Source organism: Chromobacterium piscinae, from assembly GCF_021129175.1.
GTDB classification, from domain to species: domain Bacteria; phylum Pseudomonadota; class Gammaproteobacteria; order Burkholderiales; family Chromobacteriaceae; genus Chromobacterium; species Chromobacterium piscinae.
This window is the reverse complement of record NZ_JAJOHV010000020.1, coordinates 162,034-181,677: the sequence shown is the minus strand read 5'-3', so window position 1 is coordinate 181,677 and position 19,644 is coordinate 162,034. Positions and strand designations below refer to the sequence as shown.

The 19,644-nt window shown below is 60.4% G+C and carries 17 protein-coding genes; 9 read left to right on the top strand and 8 right to left on the bottom strand.

All coding sequences use genetic code 11. The features are described from left to right. The first annotated feature begins 14 nt into the window (after positions 1-14). A complete protein-coding gene (locus tag LQR33_RS06950; RefSeq protein WP_231468098.1) occupies positions 15-1,775 on the top strand; it encodes an ATP-dependent nuclease in 1,761 nt (586 codons plus the stop codon). Between the two features lie 288 nt (positions 1,776-2,063). Here LQR33_RS06950 and LQR33_RS06945 read toward each other — a convergent pair whose 3' ends face one another. From LQR33_RS06945 to LQR33_RS06910, 8 genes are all read right to left on the bottom strand, one after another. Beyond that, a complete protein-coding gene (locus tag LQR33_RS06945; RefSeq protein WP_021476702.1) occupies positions 2,064-3,146 on the bottom strand; it encodes a ribonucleotide-diphosphate reductase subunit beta in 1,083 nt (360 codons plus the stop codon). A gap of 46 nt (positions 3,147-3,192) precedes the next feature. Continuing rightward, entirely contained in the window at positions 3,193-3,414 is a 222-nt protein-coding gene (locus tag LQR33_RS06940; RefSeq protein ID WP_021476703.1) for a hypothetical protein, read from the bottom strand. 14 nt (positions 3,415-3,428) lie between these two features. Continuing rightward, positions 3,429-3,824, bottom strand: a complete 396-nt coding sequence (locus LQR33_RS06935) for a hypothetical protein (RefSeq protein ID WP_166440561.1) — start codon at positions 3,822-3,824, stop codon at positions 3,429-3,431. 61 nt (positions 3,825-3,885) lie between these two features. Next, entirely contained in the window at positions 3,886-4,311 is a 426-nt protein-coding gene (locus tag LQR33_RS06930; RefSeq protein ID WP_231468096.1) for a nuclear transport factor 2 family protein, read from the bottom strand. 350 nt (positions 4,312-4,661) lie between these two features. Further along, the gene (locus LQR33_RS06925) at positions 4,662-7,508 is read right to left on the bottom strand and encodes a ribonucleoside-diphosphate reductase subunit alpha (RefSeq protein WP_231468095.1); all 2,847 of its coding nucleotides are present in this window, start codon (positions 7,506-7,508) and stop codon (positions 4,662-4,664) included. Between the two features lie 924 nt (positions 7,509-8,432). After that, positions 8,433-8,894 carry an RICIN domain-containing protein gene (locus tag LQR33_RS06920; RefSeq protein WP_166440558.1) on the bottom strand — a complete coding sequence of 154 codons (462 nt, stop codon included), beginning with the start codon at positions 8,892-8,894 and terminating at the stop codon, positions 8,433-8,435. A 220-nt stretch (positions 8,895-9,114) separates the two neighbouring features. Then, positions 9,115-10,377 (bottom strand): Y-family DNA polymerase, encoded by a 1,263-nt coding sequence (locus tag LQR33_RS06915; RefSeq protein WP_231468093.1) that lies wholly within the window; start codon positions 10,375-10,377, stop codon positions 9,115-9,117. Then, complete coding sequence (locus LQR33_RS06910) at positions 10,374-10,784, bottom strand: LexA family protein (protein ID WP_231178190.1); 411 nt, start codon at positions 10,782-10,784, stop codon at positions 10,374-10,376. Before LQR33_RS06910 ends, LQR33_RS06915 begins: the two co-directional genes overlap by 4 nt. 321 nt (positions 10,785-11,105) lie before the next feature. Between LQR33_RS06910 and LQR33_RS06905 the strand changes: the two genes are divergently transcribed. The 8 genes from LQR33_RS06905 to serC all read left to right on the top strand — a co-directional run bounded on the left by LQR33_RS06905 (position 11,106) and on the right by serC (position 19,532). Beyond that, positions 11,106-11,855: an endonuclease/exonuclease/phosphatase family protein gene (locus LQR33_RS06905; RefSeq protein ID WP_021476761.1), complete on the top strand. Its 750-nt coding sequence runs from the start codon at positions 11,106-11,108 to the stop codon at positions 11,853-11,855. A gap of 310 nt (positions 11,856-12,165) precedes the next feature. After that, complete coding sequence (locus tag LQR33_RS06900) at positions 12,166-12,903, top strand: methionine ABC transporter ATP-binding protein (RefSeq protein WP_166439269.1); 738 nt, start codon at positions 12,166-12,168, stop codon at positions 12,901-12,903. Beyond that, positions 12,904-13,590, top strand: coding sequence for a methionine ABC transporter permease (locus tag LQR33_RS06895; protein WP_021476763.1), 687 nt, complete (start codon positions 12,904-12,906; stop codon positions 13,588-13,590). A gap of 24 nt (positions 13,591-13,614) precedes the next feature. Next, positions 13,615-14,424, top strand: a complete 810-nt coding sequence (locus LQR33_RS06890) for a MetQ/NlpA family ABC transporter substrate-binding protein (RefSeq protein WP_166439268.1) — start codon at positions 13,615-13,617, stop codon at positions 14,422-14,424. 279 nt (positions 14,425-14,703) lie between these two features. After that, the gene (gyrA, locus tag LQR33_RS06885; protein WP_221668933.1) at positions 14,704-17,409 is read left to right on the top strand and encodes a DNA gyrase subunit A; all 2,706 of its coding nucleotides are present in this window, start codon (positions 14,704-14,706) and stop codon (positions 17,407-17,409) included. Further along, positions 17,409-17,876 carry a PaaI family thioesterase gene (locus LQR33_RS06880; RefSeq protein WP_021476766.1) on the top strand — a complete coding sequence of 156 codons (468 nt, stop codon included), beginning with the start codon at positions 17,409-17,411 and terminating at the stop codon, positions 17,874-17,876. Before gyrA ends, LQR33_RS06880 begins: the two co-directional genes overlap by 1 nt. Then, positions 17,873-18,313 (top strand): PaaI family thioesterase, encoded by a 441-nt coding sequence (locus LQR33_RS06875; protein WP_166439266.1) that lies wholly within the window; start codon positions 17,873-17,875, stop codon positions 18,311-18,313. Before LQR33_RS06880 ends, LQR33_RS06875 begins: the two co-directional genes overlap by 4 nt. Positions 18,314-18,437: 124 nt before the next feature. Beyond that, complete coding sequence (serC, locus tag LQR33_RS06870; protein WP_221665799.1) at positions 18,438-19,532, top strand: 3-phosphoserine/phosphohydroxythreonine transaminase; 1,095 nt, start codon at positions 18,438-18,440, stop codon at positions 19,530-19,532. Positions 19,533-19,644 lie beyond the last annotated feature (112 nt).

The window sequence follows — 19,644 nt, the reverse complement described above, 5'->3', positions numbered from 1 at the left end:
GCAAAGGAAAATATATGTTTGTCAAGTTGGAAAAATTAATTATTAAAAACTTCAGATCAATCGGATCGAACCCCATAGAAGTAAGTTTGGATGATATCGTTGTTCTTGTCGGGGAGAACAATGCTGGGAAAAGCACTATCCTAAGGGCGTATGAAGCGGCAGTGGGAGGCGAGCAGCTATCAATTGATGATTACCCAGGCATGGAACCTGATGCTAGTAACCTGCCGGAAGTGGAAATTCATACTTTGGTCGACCAAGAGGCGGCTCCGGATCTGGCTTCTTGGTGTGAAAAAATCAATGACGACCCTTTGCTATATAGAGTTAAGGAGAGATGGACATGGCCATTTAAAGCCGGGAGTAAGCCGGTTAGATTGGGCTTCCGTGTAGATTTGGCTGAATGGGCAGATGATAGCAGCAAGCCTAAACAACCGTGGGCAACTGATAATGTTGCAATGGCCAGGAGGCCAAAAGTACATAGAATTGGTACCTTCGATAACCCACAAGAGCAGTCTGATGCTATTAAATCCTTGGTAATGGATATTTTGCTAGAGGAAAAAATAAAGTCCTACATCCCTAAAGATGGAGAAGCCGGAATATCTGGTTTGACAGAACGTTTTACAGCAATAAAAAAAGAATTCATCGAGGCGAGCAAGGAAGGGTTGAGTGATATTGCAGAGAATATTAATAAATATGTTTCAAAGGTTATAGCTGGACACCAATTAACACTTGGTGTTGGCGATGCAGAAAAAGAGATCGGATTGAAAATATTTGATGCCGAAGATCTTGAAATTTCATTTGGAACGCCCAATGAGTTATATCCTATAGAAAATCATGGCAGCGGGGCGCGCAGAACTCTTATGTGGGCAGTTCTTAAGGCTTTGGCTGATATGGGCTACTCTGCCTCGGGAAAGGTTAAGGGCAAGAAGTATGAAACCATTCAAAATAGAAGTGGCCATGTGCTGCTTCTTGATGAACCTGAGATAAGCCTTCACCCACAGGCCGTGAGGGATGCTTGTGATGTTCTGTATAGTTTACCGAGTGGTTCAGACTGGCAGGTGATGATAACGACTCACTCCCCAAGTTTCATCGATCTATCCAAGGATCACACAAAGATAATCCGGGTCGAGAAAATTGGTGCTAGCGTAGCATCTACAACGTTGTTTTCCGCTGATGAGGTAAAGCTCTCCGCTGATGAACGAGAGAACATGAAGCTTCTCAATTTGATTGACCCGCATGTTCTTGAGTTCTTTTTTGGTGGCAGAGTAATTTTGGTCGAAGGAGACACGGAGTATACTGCTTTCAATGAATTGATTCAAAAGATGGATGAGCTAAAAGATATACTGGTGGTTCGGGCACGTGGAAAAGTGCAAGTTGCATCTCTAATGAAGGTTCTCAATCACTTCAAAAAACAATATGTCGTATTGCACGACACCGACACCCCCAAGGCAAAGAAAACAAAAAAAACCAAGTTGCCCGATGGGAATTACAAGATAGAAGAGCAAGAAATTGTGAATCCTGCCTGGACTAATAATTGGAAAATATTAGATGCTATGTCGGCTCACTCCAAGGTTTTTGCCTCTATTCATAATTTTGAAAGTGCATACTTTGGAGAGATTATTGATAGTGGGAAGCCAGAGAACGCAATGGAGATGATGAAAGATCCTGATAAACATGAGATTATCAAGAAACTTCTACTGGGTCTGCTGGGACTTGGGGAGCTCCCAGAGGGTGTTATAAATTGGACAAGCAGAGCGGAATTGGAAGGATTGTTCTGATTTGTTTGAAAACCCGTGCTGACATACGGGAATTTCAATTAAAAAGCCCGCATATGCGGTAATGCCGTTCACTTAAGAGAAAAGCACCGTCTCCATGCATGGAAAACGGTGCTCTTTTTGTGGATTCCTGTGCTCTCAAGGCCAGAAAAGTCGCCCGGAAATCCTTAAATGAACGGCATTACCGCATATGCGGGCTTTTTAATGTGGCGTGCAGCCATATGTGTCGTCGAGTGTGAGCTTATCTGTCGTTCTGGCAAGCTTATGTGTCGCTCGACGCAGAAAAACAAATCAATCCCAGCTCAACGCCCCGCCGGTCTGATACTCGGTGACGCGAGTCTCGAAGAAGTTCTTCTCCTTCTTCAAGTCGATCATCTCGCTCATCCACGGGAAGGGGTTGTTCACGCCCGGGAACAGCGGGTCAAGGCCAATCTGCTGCATGCGGCGGTTGGCGATGAAGCGCAGGTATTCCTTGAACATGCTGGCGTTCAGGCCCAGCACGCCGCGCGGCATGGTGTCTTCGGCGTAGGCGTATTCCAGCTCCACGGCTTGCTTGAACAGCTCGACAATCTCGGCCTTGAAGCTGTCGGTCCACAGCAGCGGATTTTCCAGCTTGATGGTGTTGATCAGGTCGATGCCGAAGTTGCAGTGCATGGACTCGTCGCGCAGGATGTACTGGTACTGCTCGGCGGCGCCGGTCATCTTGTTTTGGCGGCCCAGGGCCAGGATCTGCACGAAGCCGACATAGAAGAACAGGCCTTCCATGATGCAGGCGAACACGATCAGGGACTTCAGCAGCTTCTGGTCGTTTTCGACGGTGCCGGTTTTGAATTCCGGGTTGCACAGCACGTCGATGAACGGGATCAGGAATTCGTCCTTGTCGCGGATAGACTTCACTTCGTGATAGGCGTTGAACACTTCGCCTTCGTCCAGGCCCAGGCTTTCCACGATGTACTGGTAGGCGTGGGTGTGGATGGCTTCGTCAAAGGCCTGGCGCAGCAGGAACTGGCGGCATTCCGGGCTGGTGATCTGGCGGTAGGTGCCCAGCACGATGTTGTTGGCGGCCAGGGAGTCGGCGGTGACGAAGAAACCCAGGTTGCGCTTGACGACGCGCATTTCGTCTTCGGTCAGTTGGCCGGTTTTCCATTGTTCGATGTCGCGCTGCATGTTCACTTCCTGCGGCATCCAGTGGTTGGCGCACTGCGCCAGGTACTTTTCCCAAGCCCATTTGTGCTTGAACGGTACCAGCTGGTTGACGTCGGTTGTGCCGTTGATCACCTTCTTGTCCACCACGTTTACGCGGCCGTTGCCATGGGCGTCCATGGAGGAGGGGGCGGCGGACGGGGCGGGGACGGCGTCTTCGAAATTCAGCATGGGTGCTCCTGATTCTTGGTTTTGCCGCGCGGGGCGCGGCGGTTGCTTATGCGGATTTTACGGCTTTTTCCGGCTGCGGGGCCTGGGCCTGCATGGCCTGGGCCGGCTGCAGCTGGCTTTGCCGGGTGATTTCTATGCTGCCGGGCGCGGAAGGCGTTTCGTCCGGCGGCGCGGCCTGCACGCTGAGGGTATGGGCGCCGGCGTCGGCCACCAGGGGCCTGCGGCCGCTCACGCTCTTGCGCAGCAGGTAATAGGCGGTGGTGCTCATGGCGTCTCCCGCGGCTAAAAGCGCAGTTGCTGGGCCAGTTGGCGGATCAGGCTGCGTTCACAGGCCTCTTCCTGCTCCACTTGCTCTTGCAGCCGCCGGCGCTGGATGCGCAGCGCCTGTAATTGGCGGTATTGCTGATTGGCCACGGCCAGGTCTTCCTTCAACTCTTCGATTTCCTGCTGCAGCTCTTCCGGCTGGCAGTACACCACCAGGGTGTCGCCTTCTATCCAGGCCTTGCGCCACAGTTGGGCGCGGGGCAGGCGGCGGGATTCGCTGAAAAAGTCTTTCCACTCGTTGGGCGGCGCGGCGCTCAGGTGCAGGTACATGTTGAATAGCAGGAACTGCTTGTCCGGGTTGTGCGATTTTTCTTCGCAAAATCCGGTAATGCCGATGTTTTCAAATGTCTGCATCTGACCCTCCCATGGCGCTGCCTGTTGCCGTGCCAGCCGGACCCGGCCGGCACGTTTCGCGTCAGCCGGCTTCGACTGGCGGCTGCGACGACGGCTGGGCCATCGTCTGCTGTTCCGGCGCGGTGTCGTATTGCACCACGCCGTAAATCTTCCATTGGCCGGCCGTCCGTTTCAGGTGGTAGCCGGTGCGGTAGCGCCAGGGCGGCTGGCCGTTGCGCTCCACGGTCCAGATCAGGGTGGCGCAGGCGGCGTCGTTGCCCATCGGCAGCACGCCTTCCACTTGGTGCGTCGCGCCGGCGAAGCCTTGGGCGCGGTACCACTCCAGCAGGGCCGAGGTGGTGGCGCGCAATGAATACATGTCTTGCCAGCAGGCCAGGTCGCCGTGGTGGATGGTGGTGAAGGGCACGGTGAAGTGCGACATCACGGCATCCACGTCCAGCTGCGAATAGCCTTGTCGGTATTGCTCGAAAAATGCTTCCAGGCTCATTGCGGGGCTTTCGTCTCGTCACTGTGTCGGGGTACGGCATTTTTCCAGTCCGCTTCTATCCGCGCGGGGCCGGGTCTTGCATCCCGAAACCGCCTGGAGGCCAAGCGGCTTGAGGATGGGGAGGCTTGCGCCTCCCGGTTTGGCTTAACCTCGCGAGAGGTTTTGCCCATTCGGTGGAACGCCCCTTGCGGGGTATCCACCCTGCGAGTTTTGTTTCTTGGCTGTCGGGCGCGGGCCCTTGGCCTGGTTTGCTCATCCCGAAACCGCCTGCTTGGCAAGCGGCTTGAGGATGGCCTTGTCCGAGTCGGTGGAACGCCCCTTGCGGGGTGTTCCACCCTACGAAACCTGCCTTATTGGCAGCTCTCGCAATCGGGGTTGTCGATGCTGCAGAACTTGGCGTCGGTGGCCGGGGTGTTGTCCACCGCGGCTGCCGGCGCGGCTTGCGCCTGGCTGGATACGGCGTTCAGCTCGCCGCCGCGGCCGGTGGATTTCTCGGCGCTGGTGGCGGCCAGGGTGCGCAGGTAGTAGGTGGTCTTCAGGCCGCGCAGCCAGGCATGCTTGTACAGCTCGTCCAGTTTCTTGCCGGAAGCGCCAGCCATGTACAGGTTCAGCGACTGAGCCTGGTCGATCCACTTCTGGCGGCGGGAGGCCGCTTCCACCAGCCATTTCGGGTCCACTTCGAAGGCGGTGGCGTAGATGGCTTTCAGTTCGGCCGGCACGCGGTCGATCTGGCCCAGGCTGCCGTCGAAGTACTTCAGGTCGGCAACCATCACTTCATCCCACAGGCCGGCGGCTTTCAGATCGCGCACCAGGTATTCGTTGGTGACGGTGAATTCGCCGGACAGGTTGGACTTCACGAACAGGTTCTGGTAGGTCGGCTCGATGGACGCGGACACGCCGATGATGTTGGCGATGGTCGCGGTCGGGGCGATGGCCAGGCAGTTGCTGTTGCGCATGCCGTGCTGCTTGATGCGCTCGCGCAGCTTGTTCCAGTCCATGCGCTCGGTGCGGTCCACTTCCAGGTAGCCGCCGCGCTCGGCCGCCAGCAGGTTGATGCTGTCGTGCGGCAGCACGCCGCGGTCCCACAGGCTGCCGCTGTACGACGGGTAGCGGCCGCGCTCTTCGGCCAGCTCGGTGGAGGCCAGGTAGGCGAAGTAGGCCACCATTTCCATGGATTCGTCGGCGAATTCCACGGCGGCGTTGGAACCGTACGGCACGCGCTTGATGTGCAGGCAGTCTTGGAAGCCCATCACGCCCATGCCTACCGGACGGTGCTTCAGGTTGGAGTTGCGCGCCTTCTTCACCGGGTAGAAGTTGATGTCGATCACGTTGTCCAGCATGCGCAGCGCGGTGCGAACGGTGCGCTGCAGCTTGTCGGCGTCCATGCTGCCATCGGCTTTCAGGTGCACGGACAGGTTCACGGAACCCAGGTTGCAGACGGCGATTTCGTCGTCATTGGTGTTCAGCGTGATCTCGGTGCACAGGTTGGAGCTGTGAACCACGCCCATGTGCTGCTGCGGGCTGCGGATGTTGCACGGGTCTTTGAAAGTGACCCACGGGTGGCCGGTTTCAAACAGCATGGTCAGCATCTTGCGCCACAGGCTCAGGGCCGGGATGCGCTTGTGCACCTTCAGTTCGCCGCGCGCGGCCTTGGCTTCGTAGGCGGTGTAGGCTTTTTCGAAAGCCTGGCCGTACAGGTCGTGCAGGTCCGGGGTTTCGGACGGGGAGAACAGGCTCCACTCGCCGCCTTCCATCACGCGCTTCATGAACAGGTCCGGAATCCAGTTGGCGGTGTTCATGTCGTGGGTGCGGCGGCGGTCGTCGCCGGTGTTCTTGCGCAGCTCGAGGAATTCCTCGATGTCGGCGTGCCAGGTTTCCAGGTAGGCGCAGACGGCGCCCTTGCGCTTGCCGCCCTGGTTCACCGCCACGGCGGTGTCGTTGACTACCTTCAGGAAGGGCACTACGCCTTGCGATTTGCCGTTGGTGCCCTTGATGTGGCTGCCCATGGCGCGCACCGGGGTCCAGTCGTTGCCCAGGCCGCCGGCGAACTTGGACAGCAGGGCGTTTTCCTTGATGCCTTCGTAGATGCCGTCCAGGTCATCCGCGATGGTGGTCAGGTAGCAGCTGGACAGCTGGCTGCGGCGGGTGCCGGAGTTGAACAGCGTCGGGGTGGACGACATGAAGTCGAAGCTGGACAGCACGTTGTAGAACTCGATGGCGCGGTCTTCGCGGTGCACTTCGTTCAGCGCCAGGCCCATGGCGACGCGCATGTAGAAAGCCTGCGGCATTTCGATGCGGGTGCCGTCCACGTGCAGGAAGTAGCGGTCGTACAGGGTTTGCAGGCCCAGGTAGCCGAATTGCAGGTCGCGTTCGGCGTCCAGCGCCGCACCCAGCTTTTTCAGGTCGTATTCGGCCAGCTTTTCGTCCAGCAGCTCGGCGGCGATGCCCTTCTTGATGTAGTCGGCGAAGTAGGGCGCGTATTGCGTGCCCATTTCGTCCTGGCTCACGGCTTCGCCCAGGATTTCCAGGCGGATGTTGCCCATCAGCAGGCGCGCGGTCACGTAATCGTAGGCCGGGTCCAGTTCGATCATCGAGCGGGCGGCCAGGATGGCGGACTTGCCCACTTCTTCTTCCGGCACGCCGTCGTAGATGTTCTTCAGGGTTTCGGCCAGGATGGCGTCCACGTCGATGCCGGCCAGGTTCTTGCTGGCGGCTTCGATGTTGGCGCGCAGGCGGGCCACGTCCAGCGGCAGCTTGCGGCCGTCCTTGCGCAGCACGTTGATCTGCACGCTGGTCAGCGCTTCGCCGCGGGCGGCGCGCTCTTGCGAGCGTTGTTCGCGGTACAGCACGTAGGCGCGGGCCACGTCGTGCTCGCCAAAGCGCATCAGCGACAGTTCAACCTGGTCCTGGATGTCTTCGATGTGGATGGCGCCGCCTTCCGGCTTGCGGCGCATCAGCGCGTTGACCACCTGTTCGGTCAGCTGGGCCACCTTGTCGCGGATGCTGGCGGAGGTGGCGCCTTGATTCCCCATCACCGCCAGAAAGGCCTTGGTCATGGCGATGGAGATCTTGACGGGTTCGAACGGCACCACCGCGCCATTGCGTCGGATGGTTTTGTACAGGCTGAAGTCGGCTTGCGGCGCTGCTGCGCGGCCGAGTTCCGCGGCGGTTTGCCCTTCAAAGGTGGTCAGTTGCATGTATCCCTCGATAAAGAGAAGTTTACGTCCGGCTGCGCTGCGTTCTTGAGGACAGGTCAGCTTGTGGACAATTCTGTTGAAAAGCTGTGTGCGGGCTGTGGGTAAACACAAGATGTACCGTCAGCACCGTCAAATCTGCCCAAATTCTAGTGGTGGGGGGGATGTAGTTCAAGTCTTGACTTTGGCCGGGAATCTGGCTGCGGGGAGGAAAGCCGCGCCGTTATTGGCTTTGCGGGGCGGGAAAATTTTTGGCGGATAAAATGGCGCGCGGATGAGGCTGTCAGAAAATTGCAGGAAACGCTGGATACGCTAGCAGCTGTTGCCCATGATTGGACGGCCACAAGATGTTGTAGACATGCACTGTTGCGTGGCCGCTACGACCATGGCGTGAAAGTTGCGGGCGCGGCGATGCCGGCGCGAGACGGCATGCCGGGTTCGTGGCGGGAGATCGGCTTTCTTCCGGCGCTGCGCGGAGGAGCTGTTGTCCAAGCTGTTGGATGATCTGATTAGCAGGCGGAATGGCAGGCCTCCGGCGGCGCGCCGGCGCTTCGGGAGGTCTAGGTTGTCTGGTTGGCGGCGTGGTAGCGGGTGGTTCCATGCGGGGGGCGACGGGAAAGAGCAGCGTTGACGGCGCGGGCCTGGAATGGGATCCATTTGAAGTGGCAATGAGCGGCGGGGGTGGCCGCCGCTCTGGATTGCCAAACATCCTGATAAGGAATGGCTGCGTTTGCGCAAGGGATTGAAATAACTTCGCCGGCCATCGAAATATGCTTGGGGCTGGGTATTGCCAGCCAAGCAGCAGGCGGCGTTTTCCGCGGGCAATGCGGTTATGGCGGCGCAGCAAAGCGCCGAGGCGTTTCCTGTACGGAAATCATCGTTCCCTTGATATTGCTGGCACATCCTGCCGGCAACGGCCGCGCGATATTATTTCGCGCCTGCGGCTTCCTCTTCGGCGACTGTCTTGAACAGCGCGACTTCCACCACCTGGAATTCCCAGTGCTGGTTGTTGCCATTGTGATCGGTATACAGAATGATGGGATTGCCCAGCTCCACGACGGCGCCTTGATTGTCCACCACCATGCCGTTTCCGCTATTGATGATGGTTTGCGGCTTTTTCACCCAATCCCAAGTCTGGCTTTTCTTGCCGAACTGATAATTGGTGACGGTCAGTTGGGTGCCTTGCGTTTGGGGCGTGGCGTCCAGAACCAGTTGTTCCGACGAAGCCAAGCGAATCAGGCCGGTGAACGGATCCAGGGTCCAGCGGGTGCGGGTGGTGCCGCCCCTTTCGTACTTGGCCAATACGACTTTTCCGCCATTGGTGTCGTCGACGACGCCGATGCAGTAGCGGTTGTCTTGGGTGGAGCGGATAACGTAGCGTTGTTCCATGATGGACTCCTCGAATTAATGAGCATATGCCCTTAGCAAGGATAGTTAATGCTCATGCTTTATCCATATGAGGAACTGCTTAGGTTTAAATGCTTAATTGGTTTCTCGCTTGTAAGTTTTACTTATACGCAAGGTTATGATTTGGCGCATTGAATTAAACATCTCAATTTTGTTTTTATTGAGAGGCTGATTTAATACTGATTGGCATGGATGATGCGAGCTAGCGGATGAGCAATAGCTCGCTTAGTTGGGTGGTGTATCGGGGAGACCGCACGTCCTGCCGCATTTCCCAATTGGGCGTCAGCGCTTCGGATGCCAGTTTGACGCAACCGTGGCCGTAGGTTTGGTTGATCGAATCCAGCGTCCGCATCAGCCGCTGCCGGCGCGGATCTGGCGCGGCGGCGAACAAATCGGCCTGCCGCCGCTCGCGCGTGGACAGCTCCATCAGCACCACGCCGGCTTTCTGATAGCGCAAGCCGCGGCGGTAGACGGCGCGCAGGCCCGCGATCGCGGCGCCGGCCAGCGCCATGGTGTCGTCGCTGGGGTGGATCAGCGGCACCACGGTGTAGCCGTGGTAGGGATCGTCGCCGAAAGGGCTGGTGCGCACGCTGACGCCGACCAGCCGCGCCGCGCTGCCTTGTTCGCGCAGCTTTTGGCCGGCGCGGGCGATGTGATGGCTGACGGCGGCGGTGAGCACGGCGAGGTCGGCGGTTTTTTCGCCGAAGGAGCGGCTGGAGATGATCTGCTGGCGCGGCTGCGCTGCGTCTTCCAGGCTAAGGCAGCTGGCGCCGTTCAGCTCCGCCGCCGTGCGTTCCAGCGTCACGCTGAAATTCCGCTGCAGCCAGCGCGGGTCGGCGCGCTTCAGCTTCAGGGCGGTATCGATATGTTCGTCGATCAGCTTGGCCGCCAACTTGCGGCCGACGCCCCAGACCTTGCCGACCGGCAGCCGCGCCATCAGCGCGTCGATTTCGGCCGGGGAGAGCCAGCTCCAGTCGAATACGCCGTCGTCCCAGCCCTCCACCCGCTTGGAGACGTGGTTGGCCAGCTTGGCCAGCGTTTTGCTGGGGCCGATGCCGACGCTGACCGGAATGCCGATGCGGCGCCATACGTCTTCCCGCATCCGCCGAGCCAGCGCATCGGTGTCGGACACGCCGGCCAGATCCAGGAAGCACTCGTCAATCGAATAGACTTCCTGGCTGGGGGCGTGCTGGGCCAGTATCGCCATCATGCGCCGGCTCATGTCGCCGTACAGCGCGTAATTGCTGGAAAACACCGTGACGCCGTGTTTCCGGCACAGGCCGGCGATTTCGAAGTAAGGGCCGAACATCTGGAAGCCCAGTGCCTTGGCTTCGGCGCTGGCGGCCACTACACAGCCGTCGTTGTTGCTCAACACGACGATGGGCTTGTCCGTTAGGTCGGGCCGGAACACTCTCTCGCAGCTGGCGTAGAAATTATTGCCGTCCACCAGGGCGAAAACGCTCATTTCAGCTTCCTCACGCAGGCGGTCACCACACCCCAGATCTGCAACTCCTGGCCATCCGCGGGCTCAATGGCAGGGTAGGCCGGGTTGGCGGCGAGCAGCAGGCATCGGCCCTCCTTGCTGTGCAGCCGCTTGACGGTGAACTCGCCGTCGATCACGGCGATCACGATGTCGCCATGCCGGGGAGGCAGGCCTTTGTCGACCACCAGGATGTCGTTGTCCAGGATGCCGGCGTCGCGCATCGAGTCGCCCCGCACCCGCACCATGAAGGTGGCCGGCGGGTCGGCCACCAGGTAGTCGTGCAGGTTGATGGCGTTATCCATGTGATCGCTGGCCGGGGAGGGGAAGCCGGCGCGCACCGGGTGCCCGGCCATGGGGATGGCGGCTGGCTGGCGATGGATGGTCAGCATGCTGGGAATGTCCATAGCGCTTTATTTGAAATTGTACAAATTCAAATTACTATAGGCGTCGCCTGTTTGCCAAGCGGAATTCGATGAGCGGCGACTTTATGCGCTCGCGGTTTGAGCTTGCATGGCGAGGTGGTCTATTCCGAATGACGGGCGCGCGGCGGCGGCTCGCATCGGAGGTCGGGGCGTGTCGTAAAATATAGGAAGCTGGTTCGTGTGCTTAGGCTGGGAGCGCTGCGCGAGGATTTGATTTTTAATGAATCGATGGGCGCCGCTTTGCTGAGGCTCAACTTTGGATGATTGTTTCAAGTTATTGATAATCATATGAAAAGCATAACGATATGCACTTACAACATCCACAAGGGCATGTCCCCGCTGAACCGGCACGTGAAGGTGGGCGGCATGGCCGAGGCGTTGGCGGATCTGTCGCCGGACATGCTGTTTCTGCAGGAGGTGCAGGGCAAGAACCTGGAGCGGGCTTTGCGCCACCAGATCTGGCCTGTCCAGCCGCAGCACCACTATTTGGCCGGCAGGCTGGCGCATCGCGCGGTGTACGGGCTGAACGCCAGTTATCGGCACGGCCATCATGGCAATGCCTTGCTGACGCGCTTTCATGTCCGCGAGTGGTGCAACCGCGATATCTCGGTCAATCGTTTCGAGAGCCGCGGCGTGCTGCAGTGTTTGCTGCAGCCGGATGGCTGGCCGCAACCGGTGGTGGCGCTGTGCGGCCATTTCAATCTGCTGGCTTTCGACCGGCGCAGGCAATATCGCGGGCTGGCCGATTACGTGCGGCAGGGGATAGCGGACCATCTGCCGCTGATCCTGGCCGGGGACTTCAATGACTGGCGCGGCGAGGCCAGCGCGCTGCTGCGGCAGGAGCTGGGCCTGGAGGAGGCGTTTTTGACGCTGCATGGCCGCCATGCGCAAAGCTTTCCGGCGCGTATGCCGATGCTGGCGCTGGACCGCATCTACGTGCGCGGCCTGAAGGTGGAGTCGGCCAGGGTGTTGGGCGGCCGGCCGTGGTCCGGTTTGTCGGACCATTTGCCGCTGTGCGCGGAGATCCGTCCGTTGTAGTGATAAATATAACCAAGAAGAATATGCAAATTTCTTGCAATTATATTTCAAAGAATTTTTCGCAATAACGAGACGATTGCTTATATTTTTTCAAAAGGGTGTTGACGCTAAGCGAAAAAAGATGTTCAATCTCAATCAAATTTATCGCCGATTTGAACACAGCTTGCGGGCGTAAAACAGCTAAAGCGTGGGTAGACAGACCCAGCAACACCTAAACCTGTCTACATAAGTCTCCCGGAATATTCCGAAGATTTCCACAGCAAAGCCCGCCGCAGCAATCGGTGGGCTTTATGCTTTGGGAGTGTTTGGAATGATTCATCTGCAAAATATCCGTAAACGGTTCCGTCGCCCCGAGGGCGGCTGGTTCGACGCTGTCGCGGAAACCTCATTGACCATCAAGGCAGGCGAAGTCTTCGGCCTGATCGGTTTCTCCGGCGCCGGCAAGTCCACCTTGCTGCGCCTGATCAATCTGCTGGAGCGCCCGGACGCCGGCGCCGTGATCGTCGACGGCCAGGATTTGACCAGCCTGTCTCCCAAGGAGCTGCGCGCGGCTCGCCAAAACATCGGCATGGTGTTCCAGCAATTCAATCTGCTGGCCAACCGCACCGTCGCCGGCAATGTCGCCTTCCCGCTGGAAATCGCCGGCTGGAGCAAAGCCGACATTGAAAAGCGCGTCGCCGAGTGCCTGGCCGTGGTCGGCCTGGAAGACCGCGCCAACCATTATCCGGCCCAGCTGTCTGGCGGCCAGAAGCAGCGCGTCGGCATCGCCCGCGCCCTGGCCCCGCGTCCGCATGTGATCCTGGCCGACGAGCCCACCTCGGCGCTGGACCCGAAAACCACTCAATCCATTCTGGACTGCCTGCAGGACATCAACGCGCGCTTCGGCGTCACTGTGGTGATTGTCACCCATGAAATGAATGTGGTGCGCAGCATCTGCCACCGCGCCGCCGTGCTGGACCAGGGCCGCGTGGTGGAGGTAGTCGATGTGAACAATCGCGAAGTGGAGGCGGATTCCGATCTGGCCCGCTCGCTGCTGGAGGCCGCGTAAATGGATGCCGCAACCCTGAACGAAGCGCTGCAGAACCTGCAATCCATGGGCCCGGAAATCTGGCAGGCCATTCTGGAAACCGGCGTGATGCTGGGCGTGGGCCTGGCCGCCGCCATCCTGCTGGGTGGCCCCTTGGGCGTGATCCTCTATCTGTCCCAGCCTGGCCAGATGTTCGCCAACCGCACCGTCAACGGCGTGTTGAGCTGGCTGGTGAATCTGGTGCGCTCCTTCCCCTTCATCATCTTGATGGTGGTATTGATTCCGCTGACCCGCGCGCTGGTGGGCAGCACCATCGGCCCGGTGGCCGCGTCGGTGCCGCTGTCCTTCGCCGCCATCCCGTACTTCGCCCGCCTGGTGGAGCAGACGCTGCGCGAGATTCCGCGCGGCGTGGTGGAAGCCGCCGAGGCGATGGGCGCCAGTCCGGCCCAGATCATTTTCAAGGTGTTGGTGAACGAGGCCCGTTCCGGCCTGATCTCCAGCCTCACCATCCTGACCATCAGCTTCCTCAGCTACACCGCGGTGGCGGGCGTGGTGGGCGGCGGCGGCATCGGCGACCTCGCCATCCGCTACGGCTATTACCGCTTCCAGACCGACGTGATGGTGGCCATGGTGCTGCTGCTGGTGGTGCTGGTGCAAATCATCCAGCTGCTGGGCAACCGCCTGGCGGCAAAACTCGACAAGCGCTGATTTCAAAATTTAAAGGAGAGAATAATGCGTAGATTCGTGATCAAGGCAGTTGCCGCATCCATCGTGGGCCTGGCCCTGGCCGGCCAGGTTCTGGCCGCCGACCCGGCCAAGAAGCAGATCGTCATCGGCACCACCGTCGGCGACTTCGGCGACATGGTCAAGCAATCGATCAAGCCCCAACTGGAAAAGCAGGGCTACACCGTGAAGCTGGTGGAGTTCACCGACTATGTCCGCCCGAACCTGGCGCTGCAGGAAGGCTCGCTGGACGTGAATGTGTTCCAGCACAAGCCCTACCTCGACAACTTCGCCAAAGAGCACAAGCTGTCGCTGAAAGAGGCGTTCCAGGTGCCGACCGCGCCGCTGGGCATCTACCCGGGCAAGCTGAAGTCGCTGAAGGACGCGAAGCCGGGCGTGACCATCGCCGCGCCTAACGATCCGTCCAACTTCGCCCGCGCGCTGGTGATGCTGAGCGATCTGGGCTGGGTGAAGCTGAAGCCGGGCATCAATCCGCTGACCGCTTCCGAGCGCGACATCGCCGACAACGTGAAGAAAGTGAAGATCGTGCCGCTGGAAGCCGCCCAGCTGCCGCGCTCCCGCAGCGACGTGGACTTCGCCGTGATCAACGGCAACTACGCCACCAGTTCCGGCATCAAGCTGACCGACGCCGTCTTCCAGGAGAAGAGCTACGCCTACGTGAACTGGGGCGTGGTGCGCGCGGCGGACGCCGGCAAGCCCTGGGCCAAGGACGTGGTCGCCGCCTACAATTCGCCGGCGTTCAAGTCCTACACCAAACAGAAGTTCGCCGGCTACAAGCTGCCGCAGAACTGGAACTGAGTTTTTCTTGTAACACTCCTGGCTACAAGACTTGCGGAGGGCTTCGGCCCTCCTTTTTTATGCCCGCCGCGAAGGCGCGCATCCCGATGCCTCGCATATGCCCGACGCCGCGCCGCATGCGGCCCGCCGCGCTTGCGCCGCAGGCATAGGCCATGCCTTTCGTGGTAGAATGGAAAGATTGTCACATCCGTCGGCTAGCGCCGGTGCGGGCGCGAAATCGCACATGCGAAGCGCGCCGCCGCCGCGTTGGCCGGATCATCCTTACGAATCAAGATACTTATGACCGATAACCTGTTCGCCAAGGAAACGCTTCCCATCAGCCTCGAAGAGGAGATGCGCCGTTCTTACCTGGATTACGCGATGAGCGTGATCGTGGGCCGGGCGCTGCCGGACGTGCGCGATGGCCTGAAGCCGGTGCACCGCCGCGTGCTGTTCGCGATGCACGAGCTGTCCAATGACTGGAACCGCGCCTATAAGAAATCGGCCCGTATCGTTGGCGATGTGATCGGTAAATACCACCCGCACGGCGACACCGCCGTGTACGACACTATCGTGCGCCTGGCGCAGGATTTCTCGCTGCGCTACCCGCTGGTGGACGGCCAGGGCAACTTCGGCTCGGTGGACGGCGACAACGCCGCCGCCATGCGTTACACCGAAATCCGCATGGCGCGCATCGCGCACGAGCTCTTGGCCGACATCGAAAAAGAAACCGTGGATTTCGGCCCCAACTACGACGGCTCCGAGCATGAGCCGCTGATCCTGCCGGCCAAAGTCCCGAACCTGCTGGTCAACGGCTCCTCCGGCATCGCCGTGGGCATGGCCACCAACATCCCGCCGCACAACCTGAACGAGGTGGTGGACGCCTGCCTGGCCCTGCTGGCCAACAGCGATCTGACCATCGATGAGCTGATCGACATCATCCCGGCGCCGGACTTCCCGACCGCCGGCATCATCTACGGCACCGCCGGCGTCAAGGAAGGCTACCGCACCGGCCGCGGCCGCGTGATCATGCGCGCGCGCACCCACACCGAACCCATCGGCAAGGGCGACCGCGAAGCGATCATCGTCGACGAGATTCCGTACCAGGTGAACAAGGCCCGCCTGCTGGAGCGCATCAGCGAACTGGTGCGCGACAAGCAGATCGAGGGCATCTCCGACCTGCGCGACGAGTCCGACAAGTCCGGCATGCGCGTGGTGATCGAGCTCAAGCGCGGCGAAATGCCGGAAGTGGTGCTCAACCACCTGTACAAGATGACCCAGCTGCAGGACAGCTTCGGCATGAACATGGTGGCGCTGGTCGACGGCCAGCCGCGCCTGCTGAACCTGAAGCAGATTCTGGAAGAGTTCCTGCGCCACCGCCGCGAAGTGGTCACCCGCCGCACCATCTTCGAACTGAAGAAGGCCCGCGAACGCGGCCACGTGCTGGAAGGCCTGGCTGTCGCGCTGTCCAACGTCGACGAGATCATCGCGCTGATCAAGGCGTCCGAAGCGCCGCCGCAAGCCAAGGCCTCTCTGATGGCGCGCGCCTGGCGCTCGTCGCTGGTGGAGGACATGCTGTCCCGCGTCGAGGGCGACAAGGCGCGTCCGGAGAACATCGACCCGTCCTTCGGCATGAAGGACGACGGCTACCACCTGTCCGACACCCAGGCCCAGGCCATTCTGGACATGCGCCTGCAGCGCCTCACCGGCCTGGAGCAGGACAAGATCGTCGGCGAATACCGCGAGATCATGGACGTGATCCAGGACCTGCTGGACATCCTGGCCCGCCCGGAGCGCATCAGCCAGATCATCAGCGAAGAGCTGACCGCCATCCGCGCCCAGTTCGGCGACGCGCGCCGCTCGGAAATCGAGCCTTACGGCGGCGACATCAATATCGAAGACCTGATCACCCCGCAGGACATGGTGGTGACCATCTCGCATACCGGCTACATCAAGGCGCAGCCGATCGACGACTACAGCTCGCAGCGCCGCGGCGGCCGCGGCAAGCAGGCTGCGGCCACCAAGGACGACGACTTCATCGAGACGCTGTTCGTCGCCAACACCCACGACTACGTGCTGTGCTTCTCCAGCCGCGGCCGCTGCTACTGGCGCAAGGTGTACGACCTGCCGCAGGGCGGCCGCCAGAGCCGCGGCAAGCCCATGGTCAACGTGCTGCCGCTGGAAGAGGGCGAGAAGATCAACGCGCTGCTGCCGGTCAAGGAATTCCGCGACGATCAGTACGTATTCATGGCCACTGCCGACGGCACGGTGAAGAAGACGCCGCTGCGCGCCTTCTCCAAGCCGCGCGCGGCCGGCATCATCGCCATCAATCTGGATGAGGGCAACTATCTGGTGGGCGTGGCGCTGACCTGCGGCAAGAGCGTGGCGGGCCAGGGCGATGACGAAGATGAGGTGGCGTCCGAAGACGAAATCATCATCGAAGGCGAACTGATCGAAGACGCCCAGTCTGTCGAGGGCGATCAGGTGATGCTGTTCTCCGACGCCGGCAAGTCGGTGCGCTTCAGCGAAAGCCAAGTGCGTCCGATGGGCCGAACCTCCCGCGGCGTGCGCGGCATGAAGCTGGGCGAAGGCCAGAAGCTGATTTCCCTGCTGGTGACCAACTCCGAAGACCAGATGGTGCTGACCGCCAGCGACGGCGGTTACGGCAAGCGCACCTGCGTCGGCGATTTCCGCCGCACCAGCCGCGGCACCCAGGGCGTGATCGCGATGGACCTGACCGACAAGACCGGCTTCAAGCTGGTGGCGGCCAGCCTGGTGGAGGAAACCGACGACATCATGCTGATCACCACCGGCGGCGTGCTGATCCGCACCAAGGTGGCGGAAGTGCGCGAAACCGGCCGCTCTGCCCAGGGCGTGCGCCTGATCAACCTGGACGAGGGCGAGAAGCTGATCGGCCTGGAGATCGTGGCTGAATCCGAAGCCGAGTGCGCGGAAGGCGAGGGCGACGTTGACGGCGACGCCGCGGCGGAGCAGGGCGAGGCGTGATGATTCCGACTCCGGCCAATCCCCGGGTATTGGAGATGATGAGCCAGCTCTTCGTCTCTTTCCCGCACTGCGCGACCCTGGGTTTCGAATACGTCGGCACAGATGGGCGCAAGCCCACGCTGAAGCTGGCGTGGCGCGAGGATCTGGTCGGCAATCCGGCTACCGGCATCCTGCACGGCGGGGTGATCACCTCGCTGGTGGACACCTGCAGCGCCATCGCCGTCACCGCGCAGCTGGCGGAGGTGGAAACCATCGCCACGCTGGATCTGCGCATCGACTACCTGAAATCGGCGACGCCGGGCAAGGCCATCCACTGCACCGCCGAGTGCTACCGGCTGGCCAGCCAGATCGCCTTCACCCGCGCGGTGTGCTATCACGACGATCCGGCTGATCCGATCGCGCACGGCGTGGCCACTTTCATGCGCGAGTCCAGCCGCACGCCGATGGTGCAGGAGGGCGGGCAATGAGCGAATTCATGCAACGCTTCGCCGGGCTGCGCGACCGCAAGGCCTACGCAGAGGTCGTGGACGCGCTGCCCTACGTCAAACTGATGGGCACGGTGATGGCCGAGGACGAGCAGGGAGAGCTGCGCTTCGAGTTGCCGTTCCTCCCGCGCAATGTCGGCAACACCACGTTGCCGGCGCTGCACGGCGGCCTGATCGGCGGCTTCATGGAAAGCGCGGCGATGATACATCTGATGTGGAATCGCGAGTCGCTGGAAGCGCCGAAGATCGTGGACTTTTCCTTGGACTATCTGCGTCCCGGCCGGCCGCAGACGCTGTTCGCCCAGTGCGAGATCACCAAGCAGGGCAAGCGGGTGGCCCATGTGCTGATCGAAGCCTGGCAGGACGACCGCTCCAAGCCGGTGGCGGTGGCGCGAGCCCATTTCCTGCTGACCAATTGAACAGTTTGTTTGTACTGTCCGCAGACAAACCGGCGCATCCCTGGCGGGAGACGCCGGTTTTTTTATACACTCGTAGCGACGCAGCCCGGAGCAGGCTGACCCGATACACGCAAAGACACAGAGGATAGACATGGCCAAGGTGTACAACTTTTCCGCCGGTCCCGCCGTATTGCCGCACCAGGTGCTGGCCGAGGCGCAAAGCGAGTTGCTGGATTGGCACGGCTCCGGCATGAGCGTGATGGAGATGAGCCATCGCGGCAAGGAGTTCATGGAGATTATCCATGACGCCGAACAGGATCTGCGCCAGCTGATGGGCATTCCGGCCGGCTACAAGGTGTTGTTCCTGCAAGGCGGCGCGTCGCTGCAGTTCGCGATGGCGCCGTTGAACCTGTTGGGCGACAAGGACAGCATAGACATCGTCAATACCGGCCACTGGTCCAAGCTGGCCATCAAGGAGGCGAAGCGCTACGCCAAGGTCAATGTGGCCGCCAGCAGCGAAGACCGCAACTTCTGTTACATCCCGGAAGAGGCGAGCTGGCAGCGCGACCCGAACGCCGCCTACCTGCACTACACCTCCAACGAGACCATCGGCGGCCTGCAGTTTCCGTACATCCCGGCCGAACAGCACGGCGTACCGCTGGTCTGCGACATGTCGTCCGATTTCCTGTCGCGCGAGATCGACGTCAGCCGCTTCGGCATGATCTATGCCGGCGCGCAGAAAAACATCGGGCCGTCCGGCCTGACCGTGCTGATCATCCGCGAGGGCTTGCTGGGCAAGGCGCGAGCCGATATTCCGACCATGCTCAACTACCAGGTCCACGCCGACGCCGACTCGATGTACAACACGCCGGGCACCTATCCGATCTACATCGCCGGCCTGGTGTTCAAGTGGCTGAAGGAGCAGGGCGGGGTCAAGGGCATCGCCACCCGCAACGAGGAAAAAGCCGGCTTGCTGTACCACGTGATCGACAGCAGCGGCGGTTTCTACTCCACCCACATCGAGCAACCGTTCCGCTCCAAGATGAACGTGGTGTTCAAGCTGAAGGACGAGGCGCTGGACGAGATCTTCCTGCTGGAGGCGCGCAAGAATGGCCTGGCGCAGCTGAAGGGCCACCGCGCGGTGGGCGGCATGCGCGCGTCGATCTACAACGCGATGCCGATCGAGGGCGTGAAGTCGCTGGTCAACTTCATGCAGGATTTCGCGCGGCAATACGGCTGATCCGGCGCGGCCGAGGACGGGAGCTCTGGCTTGGCCGGGCTCCCGTTTTTTGCGTCTTAAAGAGGGGGAGTCGGCTGGCGCCATTGCGAGTCGCCGGGATTTTCGCTATTTG